An 18,042-nucleotide genomic window follows, 5' to 3' on the forward strand; every position below is an offset into this window, starting at 1 on the left:
GCCTATTCTTAAGAGCCTGCAACCATTTATTTCAAACGATTCCTTGCCGGCCCGTAGCCATAATCGGCTGCAATCGTATAGCAACGAACGGACATTTCCGTGTTCCCGGTAATCTCATAGAAGACGCCTAAATTATAGGCTGCTTTATAGGATCCAACGCCTTGAACAGACGTATATTTGTCGGTTTCTCCAATGTTCAGCGCTTGTGTATAATAATGCTGGATAGCCGTGATTCCACCTGTATCCATGGCCAGCGACCCAAGCAAAAAGTAAAGGTCGGGAAAATCGGGATAGAGCGGTTCCAGCTCCTTCAACAATTGCTCAGCCTCCAAAGACCGGCCTTGTTCCTTTAATACGTATCCCAACATCACGGCCATGACGGGAAAATACAACCGATTGTACTCTTGCAGTTCGAAGCTTCTCCTTAAGTAACGCTCTGCTTCAGGCAGCCTGTTCAAGCTGTAGAGCAATTTGCCAAATTGATAAAGCATATAAGCATCATTCGGATGGGATGCCAGTCTGCGCTCATAAAGCGGGATATAGCGCTCGGCTTTTCCTGTGCGCGCGTACTCGTCTTCTTCGTACCCATAGTGCCGGAGCACAAGGGCTGTATTTTCGAACGAGGCGGGTTCCCCTTTATAATAGATCTGCTCATGCACGTTACCGTGAAAAGCCCAATCGAGATCGTTGGGGTAGAAACGCATCATCCGATGCCTCGGACGCTCTTCTCCCATTACGTTCTCTAAGATGACAGCCCCCGCCGAATAAGGGTGTCTTCCCACAAAAGCATTTACCTTCTCTGCCGTATCCGCAGGAAGCTCTTCATCCGCATCCATGGCCAATAGATAATCTCCGGTCGCCAAGGAAGCGCAGTAATTGCGCGCGGCCGCAAAATCATCATTCCAATGATAGTGCCCCAGTATAGCCCCTGCTTCTTCGGCGATCTGGACCGTACGATCCGTCGAGCCTGTATCGACAACGACAGTCTCAAAAGACATCGGAATGCTCGCCAACGCCCGCGGGAGATTTTGTTCCTCATTCCGGACGATTAAGCATACGCTGACTCTCATGCTGACACCTCATCTATGGGAAAGAGCCCATTACGTCGTAATGGGCTCTCCCTGATCGATTGGTTACTCGAATTAGCGAAGCAGTTGCAGTACGCTTTGCGGCGCTTGGTTGGCTTGAGCCAACATGGACGTAGCTGCGGATTGCAGAATGTTCAGCTTCGAGTAGTTCATCATTTCCTTGGCCATGTCGGTATCGCGGATCCGGGATTCTGCAGCTTGCAGGTTCTCGGAAGTTGCGCCCAGGTTGTTGAACGTATGCTCCAATTGGTTTTGGAGCGCACCGAACGAGGAGCGCGCTTTGTTGATCTTGCCGATGTCGGAATCGATCGCAACCATCGCGGTGGAAGCGTTAGGTCCCGTAGTAAGGTCCTTGCCGCTGATGCTCAGTTGGTTCAGCTCTACGTTTTGCAGCGTGATCGCCACGGTGTTTTGCGCAGAAGTCGTGTCGCCGATCTGGATGCTGATCGCAGTCGTGCCGTTCAAGACGGTGATACCGTTGAACGTCGTGCTCTTCGCGATGCTGTCGATCGCCGTGCTCAGCGATTTGAACTCAGCGTCGATCGCTTCCAAGTCGGACGCGTTGTACGTGCCGTTCGAAGCTTTGACAGCCAGTTCCTTCATGCGGGACAGCATGTCGGAAACTTCGCTCATCGCGCCTTCAGCCGTTTGAACCAGCGAGATGCCGTCTTGCGCGTTCGCTTGCGCCTGGTTCAGCGCGCGAATTTGCGTACGCATTTTCTCGGAGATCGAGAGGCCGGCAGCGTCGTCAGCCGCACGGTTGATCTTGTAGCCGGAAGACAGCTTCTCGGAAGACTTGCCTTGCGAGATGTTGTTCAGCTGCAGGTTGCGGTGGGCGTTCATTGCGTTAAGATTGTGGTTGATAATCATTGCGATTTCTCCTCCTTGGATGTGTAACGGCCCACTTCCGTGTGAGCTCTCACTACATATATCGGCAAACTCCGTCCATTTTTTAGAGGATTCGCGATTTTTTTATTCTTCTTTTTTTAAGAGATTCATCGCTTGTCCGGCGAGCTGCTTCATGGTCTGCAGTTGCTCCGGAGAAGCCAACGCTTGTCGATTGCTCTCCTTGATGCTTTCGTACACTTCCTTGCGGTAAACCTTGATCTGGTCCGGCGCGGCGATGCCGATCTTCACCTGATCGCCTTCGGTCCCTACGACGTAAATCTCGATGTTGTCGCCGATGACGATGGATTGTCCTTTTTTACGGGAGAGGATCAGCATGCCGGTTCGCTCCCTTCCGGGGAGGAAGCGCGGAACAGCGGATCCCGCGTCGTATACGCAGATTCAGGCGGCAATACGGTTTGTATGCCAACGAGCTTGTTTACATTCACTACGAGAGGCGCGAGGCGATTGATCGTCGATTGATTGAATGGATTCGCGATCGTCACGATCGACAGCACCACGACTTCCTGCGGGTCATTCGTTTCCAGCGCCGCCTTGTCTTGCTCGCTCAGTTTGATCTCATAATCCCGGAAAAAAGCGAACGGATCGGCGACGAGAAATCCGACCTCCGACTCCGTGACGCTCTGCAGATACGCGAAAGGAGAATCCACATTCGATTCATCCACCGGAACAAGGACAAAATCGTCGAGCTCCGGAAAACCGAGGATCGTTCCTTTGGTGGAGATGGGCTTGCCGAACAGCGATGCGAGCATAAATAAGCCTCCTTCATATACTTCCAAAAACAAGAGAGAATAGAGATTCTATCTTTTCTACATGATTAAAAAAGCTACAAGCGCCGGTTCGCGCCTATAGCTTAACAGTAACGGGGTTCGCTACCGACTTCAAGCGTACAAATCGTAGGAGCTCACCCACATGCGAATCGAATTCATCTGCTCGAGATACGTTTTCACTTTCCCGGGCGTGTAATTGATCTCGGGCTTCGCGACATGGTATTCGATATTAGGCTTCCGCGGCGTCGTCTCGATCTCGGCCGGGTGAGCCGTATAGGCGATCTTTACGTTGTAGAGCCCAGCCGGGCCATAGGGCTTCCAATTCTCCTTGCCGGAAAAAACCTGGGAAGCGATCTCCGCCACCGCGTTGCCCTTGTTCGAAATCTGCTTCATGCGTTCGCCTTCTTGGGCGATCTTGCCGATATTGTCGAATACGCGCTGCGCCGCCTGATCCGCCAGCAAATCGCTCGTCTCGAATACGCCGCCCATGCTGTAAGCGAGGTAAGATGCGGAGCTGTCGATCTCGAGCTCCCCTCGGGGCTGCCGGATCTGCATATCCGCGGGCGGAGAGCTCATCTCATATTCCCCGCGGGGAGACTTCATGTCGAACTGTCCTCGCGGCGACTCGATCCCGATCCGGGCGGGCGTCGTTCGAATCGATAATCTTAGAAACTCCAACGCGGCACCGCCTTTGCAGGGATTCGCTTTCGATTAGCGGAGATAGTCGACCAAGCTCTGCTGAATCAGCTTGGCGCCGACCGACAGCGAAGCTTGATAGACGTTTTGCTGCGTTTGCAAAGACGTGATCGTCTTGGCCATATCCGCGTCTTCCGTCTTGCCGCTCAGGCTGTTCAAGGTAACATCCAAGTCCTGGTTGCGATTATCAAGCATCTCGATGCGGTTCGCTCGCGCGCCGACCTCGGAGCGGATCCCGAGGAACTTGTTCAGACGCGAATCCAGTTTGGCCATGTTGTCTCTTGCGGTGGGCGCATTATTCGTGGAGAAAGCGTCCCGGAGCGTGCGGACAACCTTGAACAGATTGTCCGTGTCCGCGGCATTGCCGAACACCTTGTTCCCGGATATGTTCGTCGCGATGTCGACGCCTGGCGCGAGACTCAGCAGAATGTCCGCATCGTCCGTGTCAAACGAGCCCGCCGTTGCGGCATCGTAGGGCGATTCGTCCGTCTTTTGACCGTTAAAAATAAACTTGCCGTTCAATTGATCATTACCCAGCGTCAACAAGTTATTGTAGATGCCGTCAAGCTCCTGGGAGATCGCGTAACGAGACTCCGCCGTACTCGTGTCGCTGATGCCCTTGACGGTCAGCTCCTTCACGCGCGTGATCAGATCGTTCACTTGTCCCAGAACCGTATCGACATGCTCCAGCGCCGAGTTCGCCTGCGTAATGTTCCGCTGGTACTGATTGTTCATGGCGAGCTCGCCGCGATAGCGCAGCGCATACGTAATGCCGACCGGATCGTCCGAAGGACGGTTGATCTTGCGGCCGGTCGTGAGCTGCTCCTGGGTGGTGCCCATGCGGTTTAAGTTTTTGTTCAGCGCATTAATCGTCTGACTCTGAATCATGCCCTGCGTCACGCGGATCGGCATGGCAGCTTGTCACCTCGCACTAGTGATGAGTGAAACTTTCTCTTATCGGCCGACGATGCCCATGCCGTTAATGATCTTGTCCAGCATCTCGTCGTAAGTCGTCATAGCCCGGGCTGCGGCGCTGTAGGCGTGTTGGAACTTGATCAGGTTGGACATCTCTTCGTCGAGGGAGACGCCGCTGACCGACTGCCGCTGATTGTCGATGTTGGCGAGCAGCGAATTTTGATTCTCGACCTGGCGCTGGGCATTCTCGGACTGGACGCCCAACTGGCCGATGACGGATTGATAGAAGTCGTCAATCGTGCCCCGGCCGACGACCGGCGTCGAACCGTCCGGACTGACGAAGTTGAATTTGGTGTCCTTCAAGTTCGACATGATGAGCGCGAGGGTGTTGTTGCCCGGAACGACCTTCTCCGGCGTGCCGTCGGTCCGCATCGAGGTCGCGATCGCGTCCGGCGAATCCTGGATGATCTTGTTCAGCGTGAAGTTTGCCGCCGTAATCGGGCCGCCGTCCTTCGAAGTGAAAAAGTCGACGCCCGTCGTGACCGGATCCTTCATCGTGTAGCCCAGCTTGTGGAGCTCGTTCACGCCGTGAATGGTGACCGTCAAATCGGAGGTCAGCCTGCGGTTGGCGTCGTTGTAGGTAACGCTGCCCAACGTGATGCCGTTCGGCAGGACGGTGCCCGCCGGCAGCGTGACGGTGAACTCGCCGTTGGCCAAACTGTTCGCCAGCGTGTCGAGCTGCTGCTGATACTGCGTCACGTACGTATCGCGTGCGACGAACATGCCGTACACTTCGCCGCTGCGCAGATCGCCGCCGTTGCCGCCGGCGAAGGCCGCTTCGAGGCCGGCCGCGTCCACGTTCGTCGCGTTAAAGCCGTTCAACAGCTCGATGCCGCCCATCGAAATGTTGTAGCCTTGCGGAGAATCGGTCACCGTAATGTTGACCAACTGGGAGAGCTTGTCCGTCAGTAGGTCGCGCTGGTCCATCAAGTCGTTGGCGTTGTCCCCATAAGCCGAGATGCGCGCGATCTGCTGGTTCAGCTCGGCGATGTTGCCGAGGTACGTATTGATCTGGTTCGCCTTCGTGTTGATGTTGGCCGTCAAGTCGCTCTTCATGTCCGACAGCTGCTTGCTCGTCAGGTTGAACGTATCCGCAAGCGCGAGTGCATTTTCCCGGACGATCTTGCGGCCCGTCACGTTCTCCGGATCCTTGGACAGGTCGGACCAGGACGTCCAAAACTTATCCATCAGCGAACGCAAGCCGGTGTCGCTCGGCTCGTTGAAGATCGCCTCGAGCTTGTCCAGCGCACTTGCCTGGAACGTCCAGTTGCCCGTGTCCGTGTTTTGGTTGCGGTACTGGGTGTCGAGGAACTGCTCGCGAACGCGGGTGATCGAGGTAAATTCGACGCCGGTGCCGAGCTGCCCCGGGATGGTCGAGTGCGTCAATCCCGGAGCTTCGATGGGACGCGTCGCCTGCATGTTGACGATTTGGCGGGAGTAGCCCGCCGTGTTGGCGTTGGCGATGTTTTGACCGGTCGTGCTGAGCGCGGCCTGCTGGGTAAACAAGGCGCGCTTGACGGTCTCAAGCGAATGGAAGGTTGATCTCAAGGATTCACGTCTCCTTGGTTCAAATTGGGTTAAGCTCGCGTGTCGAACATGCGTCTCGCGCTTCCGCCCTGGTAGGCCTGCTGGCCGGCGTTCGGCGAGTATGTCACGTCTTGGTCGTAAGGACCGGCGATGAGATCCAGCTCGAACTGGATGTGCTCGAGCGACTGCCGGACGAGCAGCTGGTTGCGTTCGTTAAGCACTTTGAGCTCTTCGTGCTGGCCGCGCAGCTTCTTCGCGAGCTCCGTCAGCTCGCTCTTCCGGTCGGCCCGGTGTACGGCCTGGATCAGGTCCGACAGCTTGACGGACGGGCGGGGCGCCATCCCGAGCTCGGCCCAGCCGCCCGCGGTCTCCTGCGTCATGGTACGGTAGCAGTCTTCCATCCGGGCGACGACCCGCGTCTCCTTGGCGGTCAGGGCGACCAGTTCTTCCACTCTGTTCTCGACGACGATGCGAACCTTCTCCCGGGCGAGCTGCAGCATTTCCTCATGGATGTCGGTCAGCGTCTCCAGCGTCGTCAGCAACCCTTGGATGCTCAATGAGGTTCACCTCAGTCGTTCGATTTGAAGGGACGGAAAAAGGGCAGCAGCGACTCGGCCAGCTTGTTCGTCTCGACGTGGTAGGTACCGGTGGAGACGGCCTTCTTCAAGCTCTCGATCCGCTCGGCGCGGGCCGTGCCGTCTTGGGCTTGCGCATCGAGCAGCTCCTTGGCTTCCGCAGAGATCTGCACCTCGTCCATGCGGCGCTTGCCCTCCGTTTGCCCCGTGCGGGCTTCGTTCGTATTCTGATAGGCGCGATAGGCGCCGATGCGCTGCGTATCGTTAATCTTCAAAAGGGATCACCTCGAACCAGACATGCCGGCAAATTGAAAAAGACCGATTACCTATAGAGGTATTATCGGTCGGGGTTTATCAAATGTTAATAGACCATTCGTTGCTAATTCCTGTCACGGAGTCGGTCGCCGATTCGGTAGGCGCTGCCGCCGTTGCGGTATTCCTGCGAAGCGGAGGTCGGCCTGTCGGACGATGTCGCCTGACGGACGTCGCGCTGCAATCTGCCGCGGCAGCCGTCGCACATGTTGTTCTCCCGGATCAGGATGCCGCACACCTCGCAAGGGTAGCTGAGGTTCGGCGCGTTGTAGAGCGAGATGCGGCCTTCCCGGATGAAACGCGTGATCTGCTTGATGCTGACGCCCGTCTCCTCGGACAGCACCTGGATCGTCGCGCCCTTGTGCTGGCGCAGGTAGTCGGCGCAGCTCTCGTATTCTTTTTCCAGGTCGGCGTGGCAATTCTGGCAAATGTCCCGAAAATGCCGGGCAAACAGCTTGCCGCAGCGTGCGCAATTGGCTAAATCCATGCGAATTGTTCCTCCAATCTCGATCTTAAGATCGACATTGTTCGACTATAGCTTGTCTCCATTGTACTAAATTTTGGGGGAAAGTACACATGCTTTTGGAACTAACGGGCTTTAGGAGCGCGCCCAGAGGACTCCGCATACGTCCAAACGGGGGTTGGAACGGCGAAGCGCGAAGGCGCATTCGTTTATCGTGCTGCCCGTCGTATAGACGTCGTCGACGAGCAAGAGGGAAATCGGGGCGTCGTCCGGCTTCCGCAGCTCCCGCGTTTCGGGCAGCGCTTCGAACAGGCCGCGCAAATCGGTCAACCGGCTGCGGCGGCTCTTGAAGCTCATCTTCTCCGTATGGCGCACCCTCTGCAGAAGCGGCCGATACGGAATCCGGTACCATCGCGAAAGCCGAGTTGCCATCCGCTCCGCCTGGTTGAACCCGCGCTCGTCCAGCCGCTCGGCCGACAGCGGCACGGCGGCGATCAGATCGAACGGGACGGCGCGTTCGACGATGAGCCTCTCCAGAGGAGCTGCCAGCATGGCGGCCAGCACCGGCTCCAGACGCTCCGCCCCCGAATATTTATACTGAGCCAGCCATTCCTTCATCTCTTCCGTGTAACGGACCGCGCACCGGCTCCGTTCGACGTGACGCACCCGTCGGCGCAGGCAGTCCTGGCACCGCGCGGAACGGCCGCAGACCGGACAGCCGATTGCGAGAATCCATGGTACGGCGCTTCGGCAATCGCCGCACAACCGGGAGAGCACCGCTCTCGGCCCGGGATGGCGAATCGGCAGGGCGGCTGCTGGAGCGGTACGCACCTCCCGTTCACAACGCGGGCACGCCTCCAACTGCGGATGCAAGAGCCGGTGAAGCCACTCGAGCGCGCTCACCCCTCGCCCTCCTCGGACCCGAGAAGGTATCGCCCCCGTCGCGCCAGCCGGTTCATCATCCGGATCTGCCCGATCGCGCCTCGCTGGGCAAGCGTATGATAGGCGGAGCAGAAGTAGACGCGTCCCGCCGGATCGTCGGCCGACCGTCCGGCGCGACCGGCCATCTGGACGAGCGCGGCCTCGTCGAACAACGTCTGATGCGCGTCGAAGATGAAGACGTCGCTGCGTGGGACGGTCACGCCCCGCTCGAGAATCGTCGTCGTGACGAGCAAACGCAGCTGCCGGTCGCGAAAGGCGACGACCTTGTCCCTGCGGCCCTCGTCCTTCGAGGAGGTGCCGTCGATCGCCTCGGGCGAAATCCCCCAGGCGGACGCCGACCAACGGAGGTAAGCGACAAGTCCGTCGATCTGACGGATATAGGGGACGAAGACGAATACTTGCGCGCCGCGGGCGACGGAAGCCCCGAGCGCCTGCAGCAGCCGGCCCGGCAGCTTCACGCCCGCCTTGAGCCCCGGCCTGCCGGAAGCGGCCAGCCGATGCAGCGGCGGCATCCGCAAGGCGCGCGGAACGGGCAGCGGATGGCGATGGTAGCGGACCGGCACCTTGGCGTGCGGCAGCCGGCCGCGGCTCGCCGCACGACGCAAAGGCGTGGGAGGCGTAGCGCTGAGTAGCACGGTAGCGCCATCCGGCTTCCGGGCGGCGGCCGCCGCGTAATGCAGCATCGGGTCGTTGTGATAGGGAAATGCGTCCAGTTCGTCGACGAGCACCAGGTCGAACGCTTCCTGAAACCGCAGCAGCTGGTGGGTGGTGGACAGCGTCAACGCCGCCTGATGCCACCTCTCCTCGCTGCCGCCGTAGAGCACGGCGCGCGAATAGCCGGGAAAAGCCTTCGCCAGGCGGGGCGCCAGCTCGAGCACGACGTCGCGCCTCGGCGTCGCGATCAGCGCGCGGCCGCCGGCGGACAACACCGCCTCGAGCAGCGGAAAGATCATCTCGGTCTTGCCCGCGCCGGTAACGGCCCATAGCAGAAACGAGCGCGCCTGCAGCGCCATCGGATCGCGGCGGCGTCCCGCGAGCAGACGGGCGGTCGCGGTCCGCACGAGCGAGCGCAAGCCATGTTCGTCGGACGATGCGGCGATCGCGGTGCGGCGGAGACCAACGTTCGGCGGCCCAGAATCCGTCAGCCCGCGTTCGCGGCCGCCATGTCCCGCCGCCTGGGCTGCGCGCGTGCCTGCGGCGAACTCGCCCTCGCCGCGCAAAAACCGGACGGCCGCCTCGGACGCCCTGCGCTGCGCGGGGCTGAGCCCCCAGCGGCCGCACAGCTCGTCCGCCGCCGGCACCCCGGCGCGCCTCGCCTGTAACACTGACGCGCCCGGCTCGGCGCCTCGCGCGAGCAAAGCGCACTCGCGGCTGCGGCCAAGTGCGAGGCACGCCTCGCACACGGCGCAGCCGCTCCGCCCGCATGAGGCGCATGCCGTGCGCCTCATACGGGCTTCTGCGCTGCCGCAGCGCCGGCAGCGCAAGCCCGGGCCGCGCGCGGCTGCAGGCGCGATCGCGGCCGAAAGGCGCGCGGCGCCGAGCAGCGCGGCGAGCTGCAGCTCGCGCAGCAGAGTAGCGGCGTCGGGCGCCGCCAGCATCGAGGCCGCCTCCTCGCGCAGCAGGGAGCGGCCGGCCAGCTGCTGCGCGAGACGCGGCAGCCGCTCCGCGAGCGCGCGCCCTTCGGCTTTGCTGCGCGCCGCCCGACTGTTCGCGTCGCTGCTCCCTTCCCACGCGTTTCCCCTTCCCGGTTCATTTTCGTCCTTAGCCCCCGCTCCCCCTGCCGTCACGATCTCGGTCATCGTCGAAAGAAGATTCCCCCTCTCGCCTTCTCCAACGACCGCTTGTAGCGCCTGACCCATCCCGGTCCTGACCGACTCCAAAGCCAACTCGCGGCTGCGACCCGACCACTCCGCCTTCAGCCGATCGCAAACCGCCTCCGCCCAGCCCAGCGGAAGGGGCTCCATCAGCTTGACGAGCCTGGGCGTCGCCTCGGACGGGCGAGGAATTCCGCGCGGCCCGATCGCCTCCCCGACACCCTCCCGAAAACCGCCGTCCAACCAATATCGGCGGTCGATCGACCAGTCGACAGTCCAATAGGGCGTCCAGCCTTCGACGGTCTGAACCGCATAAACGATAACCTTCATTCCTATTCCCCCTTCTACGCTCCCGCCGTTTCACAGTCGGCTATCCGGCTACAAAAAAAAGCACCCCGCATCGGCCGGTTCGGCCCTGCAAGCGTGCTTCGCTTGAAACGACTATTCGATTTGCATTACTACTTGCCCATGCTACGCTTCCCAATTCTCGCCCATTAACCCTTCCTCCATTTTATACCAGATGCAAGGGGAAGTTCAATAGGGTGCCTTCCCGCTTCCTCTTAACGCCGCACCGCGACGGAATTGACCGCTTCCGGGGGCAGCTCTACCCAGATCCACTGTTCCTGACCCGGCGCGGCGCCGTCGCCGGCCAGCTCCCGCTCCCAGTCTTCGCGGGTACGCGCGCGCTTCGCGTCATCCGCGCTTTGCCGCACGAGACCGACCCCCGCATCCCCCCGGGCGAATCGCTCGACGATCGCGGCCGTATCGTCCGTCGATTCGGGCGAGAGCAGCACCGTAATCCCGAAGTCGCGACCCAGGCGCTGGGCTTGCCACTGCAGCTTCCGCACGTAGCCTTCGATTTCGCGCTGGTGGTTGCCCGCGACGAGGACGTATTGACGCTTGCCGGACTGACGCCGGCGGAACCAAACATGCATGCAAGCCGCAGCCACGGCGTATAACCCGATAATCCACAGCAGCACGGAGATCACGGCGGCCACCTCCTGATCCTGCGCAATCGCGCGCAAGGCGCGCTGGCGGCGCTCCCCCGGGCTCGATCGCTCTGATACGCCATCCTATGCCGGTCGTCAGCATCGGGTTCCGAATCCGCCCAGCCTTACCGGTTCGCCTTATCCCAGTTCCTTTGCTCCCCTCAATCGTGCCCCGGACTCCCTGTTTTCCCTCCACCTTTCTTTCGCTCGAGTCCGGTCTCAGAGGCAAAAAAATTGCGCCGCGCGATCTTCCGATCGCTGCGGCGCGAATTTTTCCTATGTAACGCTCTTTAGAGCGTGACCCAGCCATACTTGATGGAGTTGATCACGGCTTGGGTGCGGTCGTCGACTTCCATCTTTTGCAGGATGCTGCTCACATGGTTCTTGACCGTCTTCTCGCTGATGAACAGGCTCTCGCCGATGTTCTTGTTGCTCTTGCCTTCCGCCATGAGGCGCAGCACTTCGGCTTCGCGGCGGGTGAGCGGGTTGTTGCCTCGCGGCACGAACTTCGTGACCGTCTCACGGGACGCAGCCGCGCCCGACGTCGCTCCGATCTCGTCCAGATACGTCATCCGCCGGAGCTGGTTGATCAGCTTGCCCGTCACCTTTGGATGAATGTAGGCATGACCGAGCGCGACCGTGCGGATCGCGTCGACGAGCGATTCCGCCTCCATATCCTTGAGCAGATAGCCCGTCGCGCCCTTGCGCAACGTCTCAAACACATAGCTCTCGTCGTCATGGATCGAGAGGATGATGACTTTGATGTCCGGGAAAATGTCGCGAAGCCGCTCTGTGGCGACGACGCCGTTTTCCGTGGGCATGTTGATGTCGAGCAGGACAACGTCCGGCTTCTGCAGGTTGCAAAACTCCAGCACCTGGATCCCGTCTCCGCACTCCCCGATAACCTCCAAATCGGATTCCATATTGAGGATGCGCTTGAGGCCTTCCCGGAAAAGCTGGTGATCGTCAGCTAGCAATACTTGAATCTTACGGCCCTGACCCCCGTTCACGGTCTTATTCTCCATTATGATCCAACTCCTCCCGTAGCTCTGCCTTGATAGGAACTTGAATGGTGATGGTCGTGCCTTGGTCTATGGCCGACTCGATGAGGATCGTCCCCTGCAGCAGGTCGACGCGCTCCTTCATGCCCGTCAGGCCGAACTGCGAATGCTCCTTGGCGCGCGCCTCGACCAGATCCACATGAAATCCTTTGCCATTGTCCTTGATCGTCAGGACGATCGATTCTTCCCAGTAGACAATGCTCAGTGACATGAAGGTCGGTTCGGCGTGCTTCAGCGCATTGTTGAAGGCTTCCTGCACGAGTCGAAACATGGCCGCTTCCATCGCGGTCGAGATTCGCTTCTCTTTGCCCGCGGTCTCGAAGACAGAGCGAATCGTGGTTCGATCTTCGAAATCCTGGACGAACTTGCGCAAGGTCGGGACCAAGCCCAAATCGTCCAGCGCCATCGGCCGCAGGTTAAAGATGATTTTGCGGATCTCTTCGAGTCCCATTCGGACTTGCGTTTTCAAATCTATCAATTCGCTACGGACAATCTCCAAATCCTGCGTATTCAGCATACGTTCGGCAATTTCCGCCCGGAGCACCAGGTTGGCAAGCGATTGCGCGGGCCCGTCGTGAATCTCGCGGGCCATGCGCTTGCGCTCCTCTTCCTGTGCCAGGATGATCTTTAGACCGATGAGCTGCCTGTTCTTCGCCGATTCGAGAATGCGCGTGACTTGATGCAGATCTCCCGAGAGATAGTCGAGCACGACGTTCATCTGCGAGCCGATGCTTTCCGCACGCTCGATGGAAATCTCCACGTTGCGGACGCGGCTTTGCAGTTCGTCTCGTCTCGCCTTGAGGTAACCCTCCTTCTCCCGGAAGACCATGAGCTCCAATTGGAGCTGGGTGGCTTTTTCATAAGCGGATTTGATATCTTGTTCGGTGAAGCGCACGAAGTCCCGGCTGACTTCGGTGAGACGGATGCGCGACAGCCGATAATCCCGTTCCAGGCGGTCTACCTTTTCGATGGTCTCGGAGGTATCCTGCAGCACCTTCTCGAGCTCCTGACCGAGGGAGGTGAGCTCCCTTCTAGCCGCTTCGCAAATCTCGAAAACTTGCATCTTGCTGTCTTCCATCACGCGAACGGCATTCTGAATGACTCGGTCAATCTGTTCCACACGATAATCCATCGAACGACTCCCCTGCGCAGCGAGGCGCATCCCAGCCTAACTTTCGTCCTTAATTGTATCGGGTTCGCCAGATCCAACAAGGGAAACGGGGCTTGTTTCCATCATATCATATTTCTTACTTCCGTGAAGGCGGGAACGGGACTTTGGACCGAACATTAGTGAATTGTAATGGTTTTGGTCTTAGGATCCCAGTCTACCTTCTGGCCCAGCTGCTCGGATACGACGCGCACCGGCACGAGCACCCGGCCGCGCTGAAGGATCGGCGCAACCTCAGCCGCTTGACGCACGCCGGTGTTGATCAGATCCTTGCCGCCTACCCATAGGTCGAGCAGCGTACCGCCGCGAATGACGGTGGCTTGCTTGTTCGTGCCGTTCCAGTCGATTTGGCCGCCGAGGGCGTCCGAAACGAACCGAAGAGGCAGATACGTCGTGCCGTTCAGCACCTGCGGTGCCGTATCGAGCTTCGTGTCTTTACCGTTTACCTTCGCCTCCTTCTTGCCCGCAGTCATTACAATATTCGCCTGCGCCGTGGAAATTGAGGCCGGCGCATATTGTAAACTGATGTTGTCGAACGCGACTTGGCCTTGCAGCGCCCGCTCGTCTTGATCCTCCTCGAGGTTCACGACGTAGAGCTTCGTCAGCGTCGCCGGCCCTGTCAGGCCTGCGGCCGTCAGGTCGATGCGGAAGTTTTTCCAACCGCTCCAGTCGATCGTTTTGGCGATCGTGACGAATACCTGCTTGCCGTTCGCGTCCTTGAATTCCGCGCGCAGCCAGTTGTAGCTGTTGTCGCCGAGCGCGTCGATCGACATCGTGCTAGGCTTGCCGGTGATCGGAATGCCGCTCGCGCCGTTCAGGAGCGCGTAGGCGAAGCGGCTGCCCGTGCCGTTCGTGAAGTCGTACGTCAGCTGTAGAGCCTTTGACGTCTCGTTGCCCGACAGGCCGGTCACGATGGAGGTCGAGCCCGTCGTCTCCGCCGGCAGGCCGGAGAAGCTGATGTCGTAACCGACGTTCTCGAACGTCTCGAGCGGCTTGTCCGTCCCCGCCGCCAGCGTGAACATCGTCGAGAACCCGTCATAGCGCGCGATCGCGTAGCCTGCGGCGGCGTTGTCCGCGACTTTGTCGATGACCAGGTTGCCGCTGGCATCCTTGGAGGCGGTGAAGCCGCGGAATTCCCACTTGACCGAGGCGGCTGGGACGTCGAGCGTGCGGCCGTCCTTGAGCGTCGCCTTCACCGGCGCCGAAATGGTCGTGCCCGGGGCAAGCACGGTCGTGCTCGGATTGACGGCCAGCTTGGCCACCTGGTCGGCGCCGATGACCTCCAGATCGATCGAGTGGCTGGCGGCGCCCGACTTCACGGTCAGCTTCGCCTTGCCCGCCTTCGTCGCCGTCAGAACGCCGTTCTGGAACGTGCCGACGCCGCCGCTGACGCTCCATTGCGGCGCCAGCCCGGCAGGATCGATCGGGTTGTAGTACGTGTCGTAAGCCTTGAGCGCGTAGGTCGCCGTTTGTCCGAGGAGCAGCGTCTTCGGACCGCTCGCCACGATGCCCTTGGTCGATCCGGGCGGCGCGATCGTATAGACGCCGATCCCGTTCGCGATGACGCGCTGCGTCGTGCCGTAGGACGTCGGGTGCGCCAGCACGGTGTTGAATTCGCCGAGCGGACGGGAAATCATCGTCGTGGAGCCGCCGCCGTCCAGATTGACGGCTTTCCAGGCGCCGAGCTGGAGCAGGATCTTCTGCAGATTGGCCAGCGTGACGCCTTTGAGCGTGCCGTTCTCTTCGACAGTCACGAGATAGGCCGTCTTGCCGTCCTTGGAGTAGGCCGCCGCGGTGCGGGCCCGGCTCGCAGAGCCGCTTACGCCGCTGATGTCGCGGGAAAACGCCGCCGTCTTGCCGCTGTCGATCAGGATCGTATGGCCGCTGACGACCATCTGGAACGCATCCGGCGAATACGCCTTTCCGGTTGTCATGGAGGTCAGTCCATATGTAGAAGAGACCTTCGTGCCAACCTGCAAGTGCGCGCGGATGAAGTCGGCCGCCTCGCGATGGCCGCGCAAAATGTAGCCATTGTCCGGAATCGGGGTCGAAATCGTCGTGTTGTCGCCGATCTCGGTCACGACGCCGTCCACGACGAGCGCCTCCGTCGGCGTCGTGCCGCTGTTGGCGGGCCGCTGCGCCGCGGTCCATTTGTTCGTGTAAATGTAAAGAGCGCCCGAGTGGCTCGGCGTCTTGTCCGGCCAGGTCGTATAGGAAGACTGGTTCATGCCGGACAGCTTGAAGGTCGAGCCGTCCTCCGCGGCAACGCTGCCCGTGAAGGAAAATTGGTCGATGATCGGCTGCTTGTCCTTCGTCACGGCGAAGGCGAACATGCCCTGCAGCTTCGAGGGGCTGACCACCATTTGCCCGGAAACGATCTCCGTTCCCAAGGGCGCGCCTTCGCTGGAGCTGCCCGTGTTGAAGACGTCTCCGTTGATGCCGGCGATGGCCCCGGTGGCTTTGACCATATTGCCGACCGACTGGCCGGTGGTGACGCTGCCGTTTTTCCCGCTCATAGCGTTCAATTGGACGTAGGGATTGGTCAGGTCGATCTGGAGAACATGGACCAACTGAGTGACTTGGGAAGAACTCGAAGGAACCCAGCTATAGTTGATCTGCTTTACGCCGGAAGTGACGATCTGCTCGTCCTGCTTCACCAGCTTGTAAGTAACAGCCTCGGCGGCGTGTACGACCGAAGGGGATATGTACGACAGCGGAGCGAACGCTCCTGTGAACGAGGTGACGACGAGGGTACCGGCGAGCGCCGGGATGACGACGATTCTCGCGATTCGGCTTGCGGATTTCTTTGGATACAGCATGTTGTTTGACTACTCTCCCATGCAGATGTCGATTTGCGGAGTCTACGGGCCTATGAAAAGCCCACTTGTCCTTAATCTAGTAGACTCTAAAATCGTCAAAAAGTTACATCTGATAAGAGATTTATATCTATTGACACGAGCCGAGAAGGAAAATCTATCTATTAGAATCGTACTAGAGAGAGAAAACGCCAAAAAGAGTCGCTTCTCCAGGAGCCGCGAATCGAGGTTGGCAAATCTCTACGGGAAAAACAAAAAAGCCGCTCCCCGTTTCGTACGGGAAGCGGCTGAGCGGTAAACTCGGAAAAATTAGGCCCAAGCGCCTTGCTTGAGCACTTCTACCTTGTCGGTGCGCTCCCAAGGCACATCGATATCCGTGCGACCGAAGTGGCCGTAAGCGGCGGTTTGCTTGTAAATCGGGCGGCGCAGGTCGAGCATCTTGATGATGCCGGCCGGACGCAGGTCGAAATGGGCCCGAATGAGCTCAACCAGCTTTTCTTCGGCTACCTTGCCCGTGCCGTAGGTATCGACGTTGATCGAAACCGGGTTGGCGACGCCGATGGCGTAAGCAAGCTGAATTTCGCATTTGTCGGCGAGACCCGCCGCGACGATGTTCTTGGCCACGTAGCGAGCCGCGTAAGCCGCGGAACGGTCGACCTTGGTCGGATCCTTGCCGGAGAACGCGCCGCCACCATGGCGGGCGTAGCCGCCGTACGTGTCGACGATGATTTTGCGGCCGGTGAGGCCTGCGTCGCCTTGCGGGCCGCCGATGACGAAGCGGCCGGTCGGGTTGATGAAGAACTTCGTCTCCGCGTCCAGCCATTCCTTCGGAACGACCGGCGTGATGACGTGATTGCGGATATCTTCCTGGATTTGCTCCAGCGTGATCTCCTCGGAGTGCTGCGTAGAAATGACAATCGTATCTACGCGTACCGGTTTGCCGTCGATGTATTCGATCGTGACTTGCGTCTTGCCGTCCGGGCGCAGGTAACCGAGCGTATCGTTCTTGCGCACTTCGGACAAACGGCGGGACAAACGGTGAGCCAGCGCGATCGGTAGCGGCATCAGCTCGGGCGTCTCGTTCGTGGCGAAGCCGAACATAAGCCCTTGGTCGCCGGCGCCGATGTCCGGGTTCTCTTGCAGCACGTCTTTGCCGTCGCGGCTTTCCAGGGCGGCGTTAACGCCTTGTGCGATATCGGCGGACTGCTCGTTAAGCGACGTCAGAACCGCGCATGTGGTGGAGTCGAAGCCATATTTAGCACGGGTATACCCGATTTCCTTAATGGTGCTGCGTGCGATCGCGGAAATATCAACATAATCCGCTTTGCTGGAGATCTCGCCGATGACGAGCACGAGTCCGGTCGCAACGGAAACTTCGCATGCGACGCGAGCGTACGGATCGGCAGCTAGAAATGCGTCGAGAACGGCGTCCGAGATTTGATCGCAAATTTTGTCCGGATGGCCTTCCGTGACCGATTCGGACGTGAAGAGATGTCGGCCTTTGATCGACAAAATCTTCAACCTCCCCTACACAAAAAATGAACCTTTTCCGGTAGGAAAAGGTTGTTAGACAGACCTTCTGGAAGATAATAATACCGGAATTGTCGAGGAGTGTCAATGTGCCTTAACTTACTCCGGGCCTAATCTCTACAGGGTTTATAGGAGCGTTTGCTGTGCTTGCTGGACCAGACGCTTCGTAATTCCGCCCCCGACGGCACCCGCTTCGCGGGACGTCAGATTGCCCAAGTATTGCGAGCCGCTGCCAGCTGCCGCAACGCTGCCCAGTTCGCCTGCGAATTCCGCGTCTCCCGCTCCAGCCGCCCCGCTTTGGCCGAACGGCACGCCAAGCTCGGCGGCGATTTCGTACTTCATTTGGTCCAACGCTTGCTGACATTCCGGCACGAGTTTCCGGTTCCGCTTGCCTCTAGCCATGCGTGTGC

General features: G+C 59.5%; 18 protein-coding genes. All 18 read right to left on the bottom strand.

Features of this window, described 5'->3' with window-relative positions:
- Nucleotides 1–26 precede the first annotated feature (26 nt).
- Nucleotides 27–1,070, bottom strand: coding sequence for a glycosyltransferase (locus LKX83_RS13435; RefSeq protein ID WP_227882781.1), 1,044 nt, complete (start codon nt 1,068–1,070; stop codon nt 27–29).
- Between the two features lie 72 nt (nt 1,071–1,142).
- A complete protein-coding gene (locus LKX83_RS13440) occupies nt 1,143–1,958 on the bottom strand; it encodes a flagellin N-terminal helical domain-containing protein (protein WP_227882782.1) in 816 nt (271 codons plus the stop codon).
- A gap of 102 nt (nt 1,959–2,060) precedes the next feature.
- Nucleotides 2,061–2,312, bottom strand: coding sequence for a carbon storage regulator CsrA (csrA, locus tag LKX83_RS13445; protein WP_227882783.1), 252 nt, complete (start codon nt 2,310–2,312; stop codon nt 2,061–2,063).
- Nucleotides 2,306–2,746, bottom strand: coding sequence for a flagellar assembly protein FliW (gene fliW, locus LKX83_RS13450; protein WP_227882784.1), 441 nt, complete (start codon nt 2,744–2,746; stop codon nt 2,306–2,308). Before fliW ends, csrA begins: the two co-directional genes overlap by 7 nt.
- Before the next feature lie 129 nt (nt 2,747–2,875).
- Entirely contained in the window at nt 2,876–3,442 is a 567-nt protein-coding gene (locus tag LKX83_RS13455; protein WP_227882785.1) for a DUF6470 family protein, read from the bottom strand.
- A 33-nt stretch (nt 3,443–3,475) separates the two neighbouring features.
- Nucleotides 3,476–4,372 (bottom strand): flagellar hook-associated protein FlgL, encoded by an 897-nt coding sequence (flgL, locus tag LKX83_RS13460; protein ID WP_227882786.1) that lies wholly within the window; start codon nt 4,370–4,372, stop codon nt 3,476–3,478.
- 42 nt (nt 4,373–4,414) lie between these two features.
- Complete coding sequence (flgK, locus tag LKX83_RS13465) at nt 4,415–5,983, bottom strand: flagellar hook-associated protein FlgK (RefSeq protein ID WP_227882787.1); 1,569 nt, start codon at nt 5,981–5,983, stop codon at nt 4,415–4,417.
- Nucleotides 5,984–6,012: 29 nt separating this feature from the next.
- Entirely contained in the window at nt 6,013–6,519 is a 507-nt protein-coding gene (locus tag LKX83_RS13470; protein WP_227882788.1) for a flagellar protein FlgN, read from the bottom strand.
- An 11-nt stretch (nt 6,520–6,530) separates the two neighbouring features.
- Nucleotides 6,531–6,812, bottom strand: a complete 282-nt coding sequence (flgM, locus tag LKX83_RS13475) for a flagellar biosynthesis anti-sigma factor FlgM (protein WP_227882789.1) — start codon at nt 6,810–6,812, stop codon at nt 6,531–6,533.
- Between the two features lie 104 nt (nt 6,813–6,916).
- On the bottom strand, nt 6,917–7,336 hold the full coding sequence (locus LKX83_RS13480; protein ID WP_227882790.1) for a TIGR03826 family flagellar region protein: 420 nt from the start codon (nt 7,334–7,336) through the stop codon (nt 6,917–6,919).
- Between the two features lie 111 nt (nt 7,337–7,447).
- A complete protein-coding gene (locus tag LKX83_RS13485; RefSeq protein WP_227882791.1) occupies nt 7,448–8,215 on the bottom strand; it encodes a ComF family protein in 768 nt (255 codons plus the stop codon).
- Nucleotides 8,212–10,398 carry an ATP-dependent helicase ComFA gene (locus tag LKX83_RS13490; protein ID WP_227882792.1) on the bottom strand — a complete coding sequence of 729 codons (2,187 nt, stop codon included), beginning with the start codon at nt 10,396–10,398 and terminating at the stop codon, nt 8,212–8,214. Before LKX83_RS13490 ends, LKX83_RS13485 begins: the two co-directional genes overlap by 4 nt.
- Nucleotides 10,399–10,628: 230 nt before the next feature.
- Complete coding sequence (locus LKX83_RS13495) at nt 10,629–11,057, bottom strand: hypothetical protein (RefSeq protein WP_227882793.1); 429 nt, start codon at nt 11,055–11,057, stop codon at nt 10,629–10,631.
- Between the two features lie 290 nt (nt 11,058–11,347).
- Nucleotides 11,348–12,082, bottom strand: coding sequence for a response regulator (locus LKX83_RS13500; protein ID WP_227882794.1), 735 nt, complete (start codon nt 12,080–12,082; stop codon nt 11,348–11,350).
- On the bottom strand, nt 12,072–13,250 hold the full coding sequence (locus LKX83_RS13505) for a sensor histidine kinase (RefSeq protein ID WP_227882795.1): 1,179 nt from the start codon (nt 13,248–13,250) through the stop codon (nt 12,072–12,074). Before LKX83_RS13505 ends, LKX83_RS13500 begins: the two co-directional genes overlap by 11 nt.
- 155 nt (nt 13,251–13,405) lie before the next feature.
- Nucleotides 13,406–16,105, bottom strand: a complete 2,700-nt coding sequence (locus tag LKX83_RS13510) for a stalk domain-containing protein (RefSeq protein ID WP_227882796.1) — start codon at nt 16,103–16,105, stop codon at nt 13,406–13,408.
- Between the two features lie 306 nt (nt 16,106–16,411).
- Complete coding sequence (gene metK, locus LKX83_RS13515) at nt 16,412–17,614, bottom strand: methionine adenosyltransferase (protein ID WP_227882797.1); 1,203 nt, start codon at nt 17,612–17,614, stop codon at nt 16,412–16,414.
- Nucleotides 17,615–17,758: 144 nt separating this feature from the next.
- A complete protein-coding gene (locus LKX83_RS13520) occupies nt 17,759–18,034 on the bottom strand; it encodes an alpha/beta-type small acid-soluble spore protein (protein WP_227882798.1) in 276 nt (91 codons plus the stop codon).
- Nucleotides 18,035–18,042 lie beyond the last annotated feature (8 nt).

It is taken from the genome of Cohnella baijiui (assembly GCF_020731285.1).
GTDB lineage: Bacteria > Bacillota > Bacilli > Paenibacillales > Paenibacillaceae > Cohnella.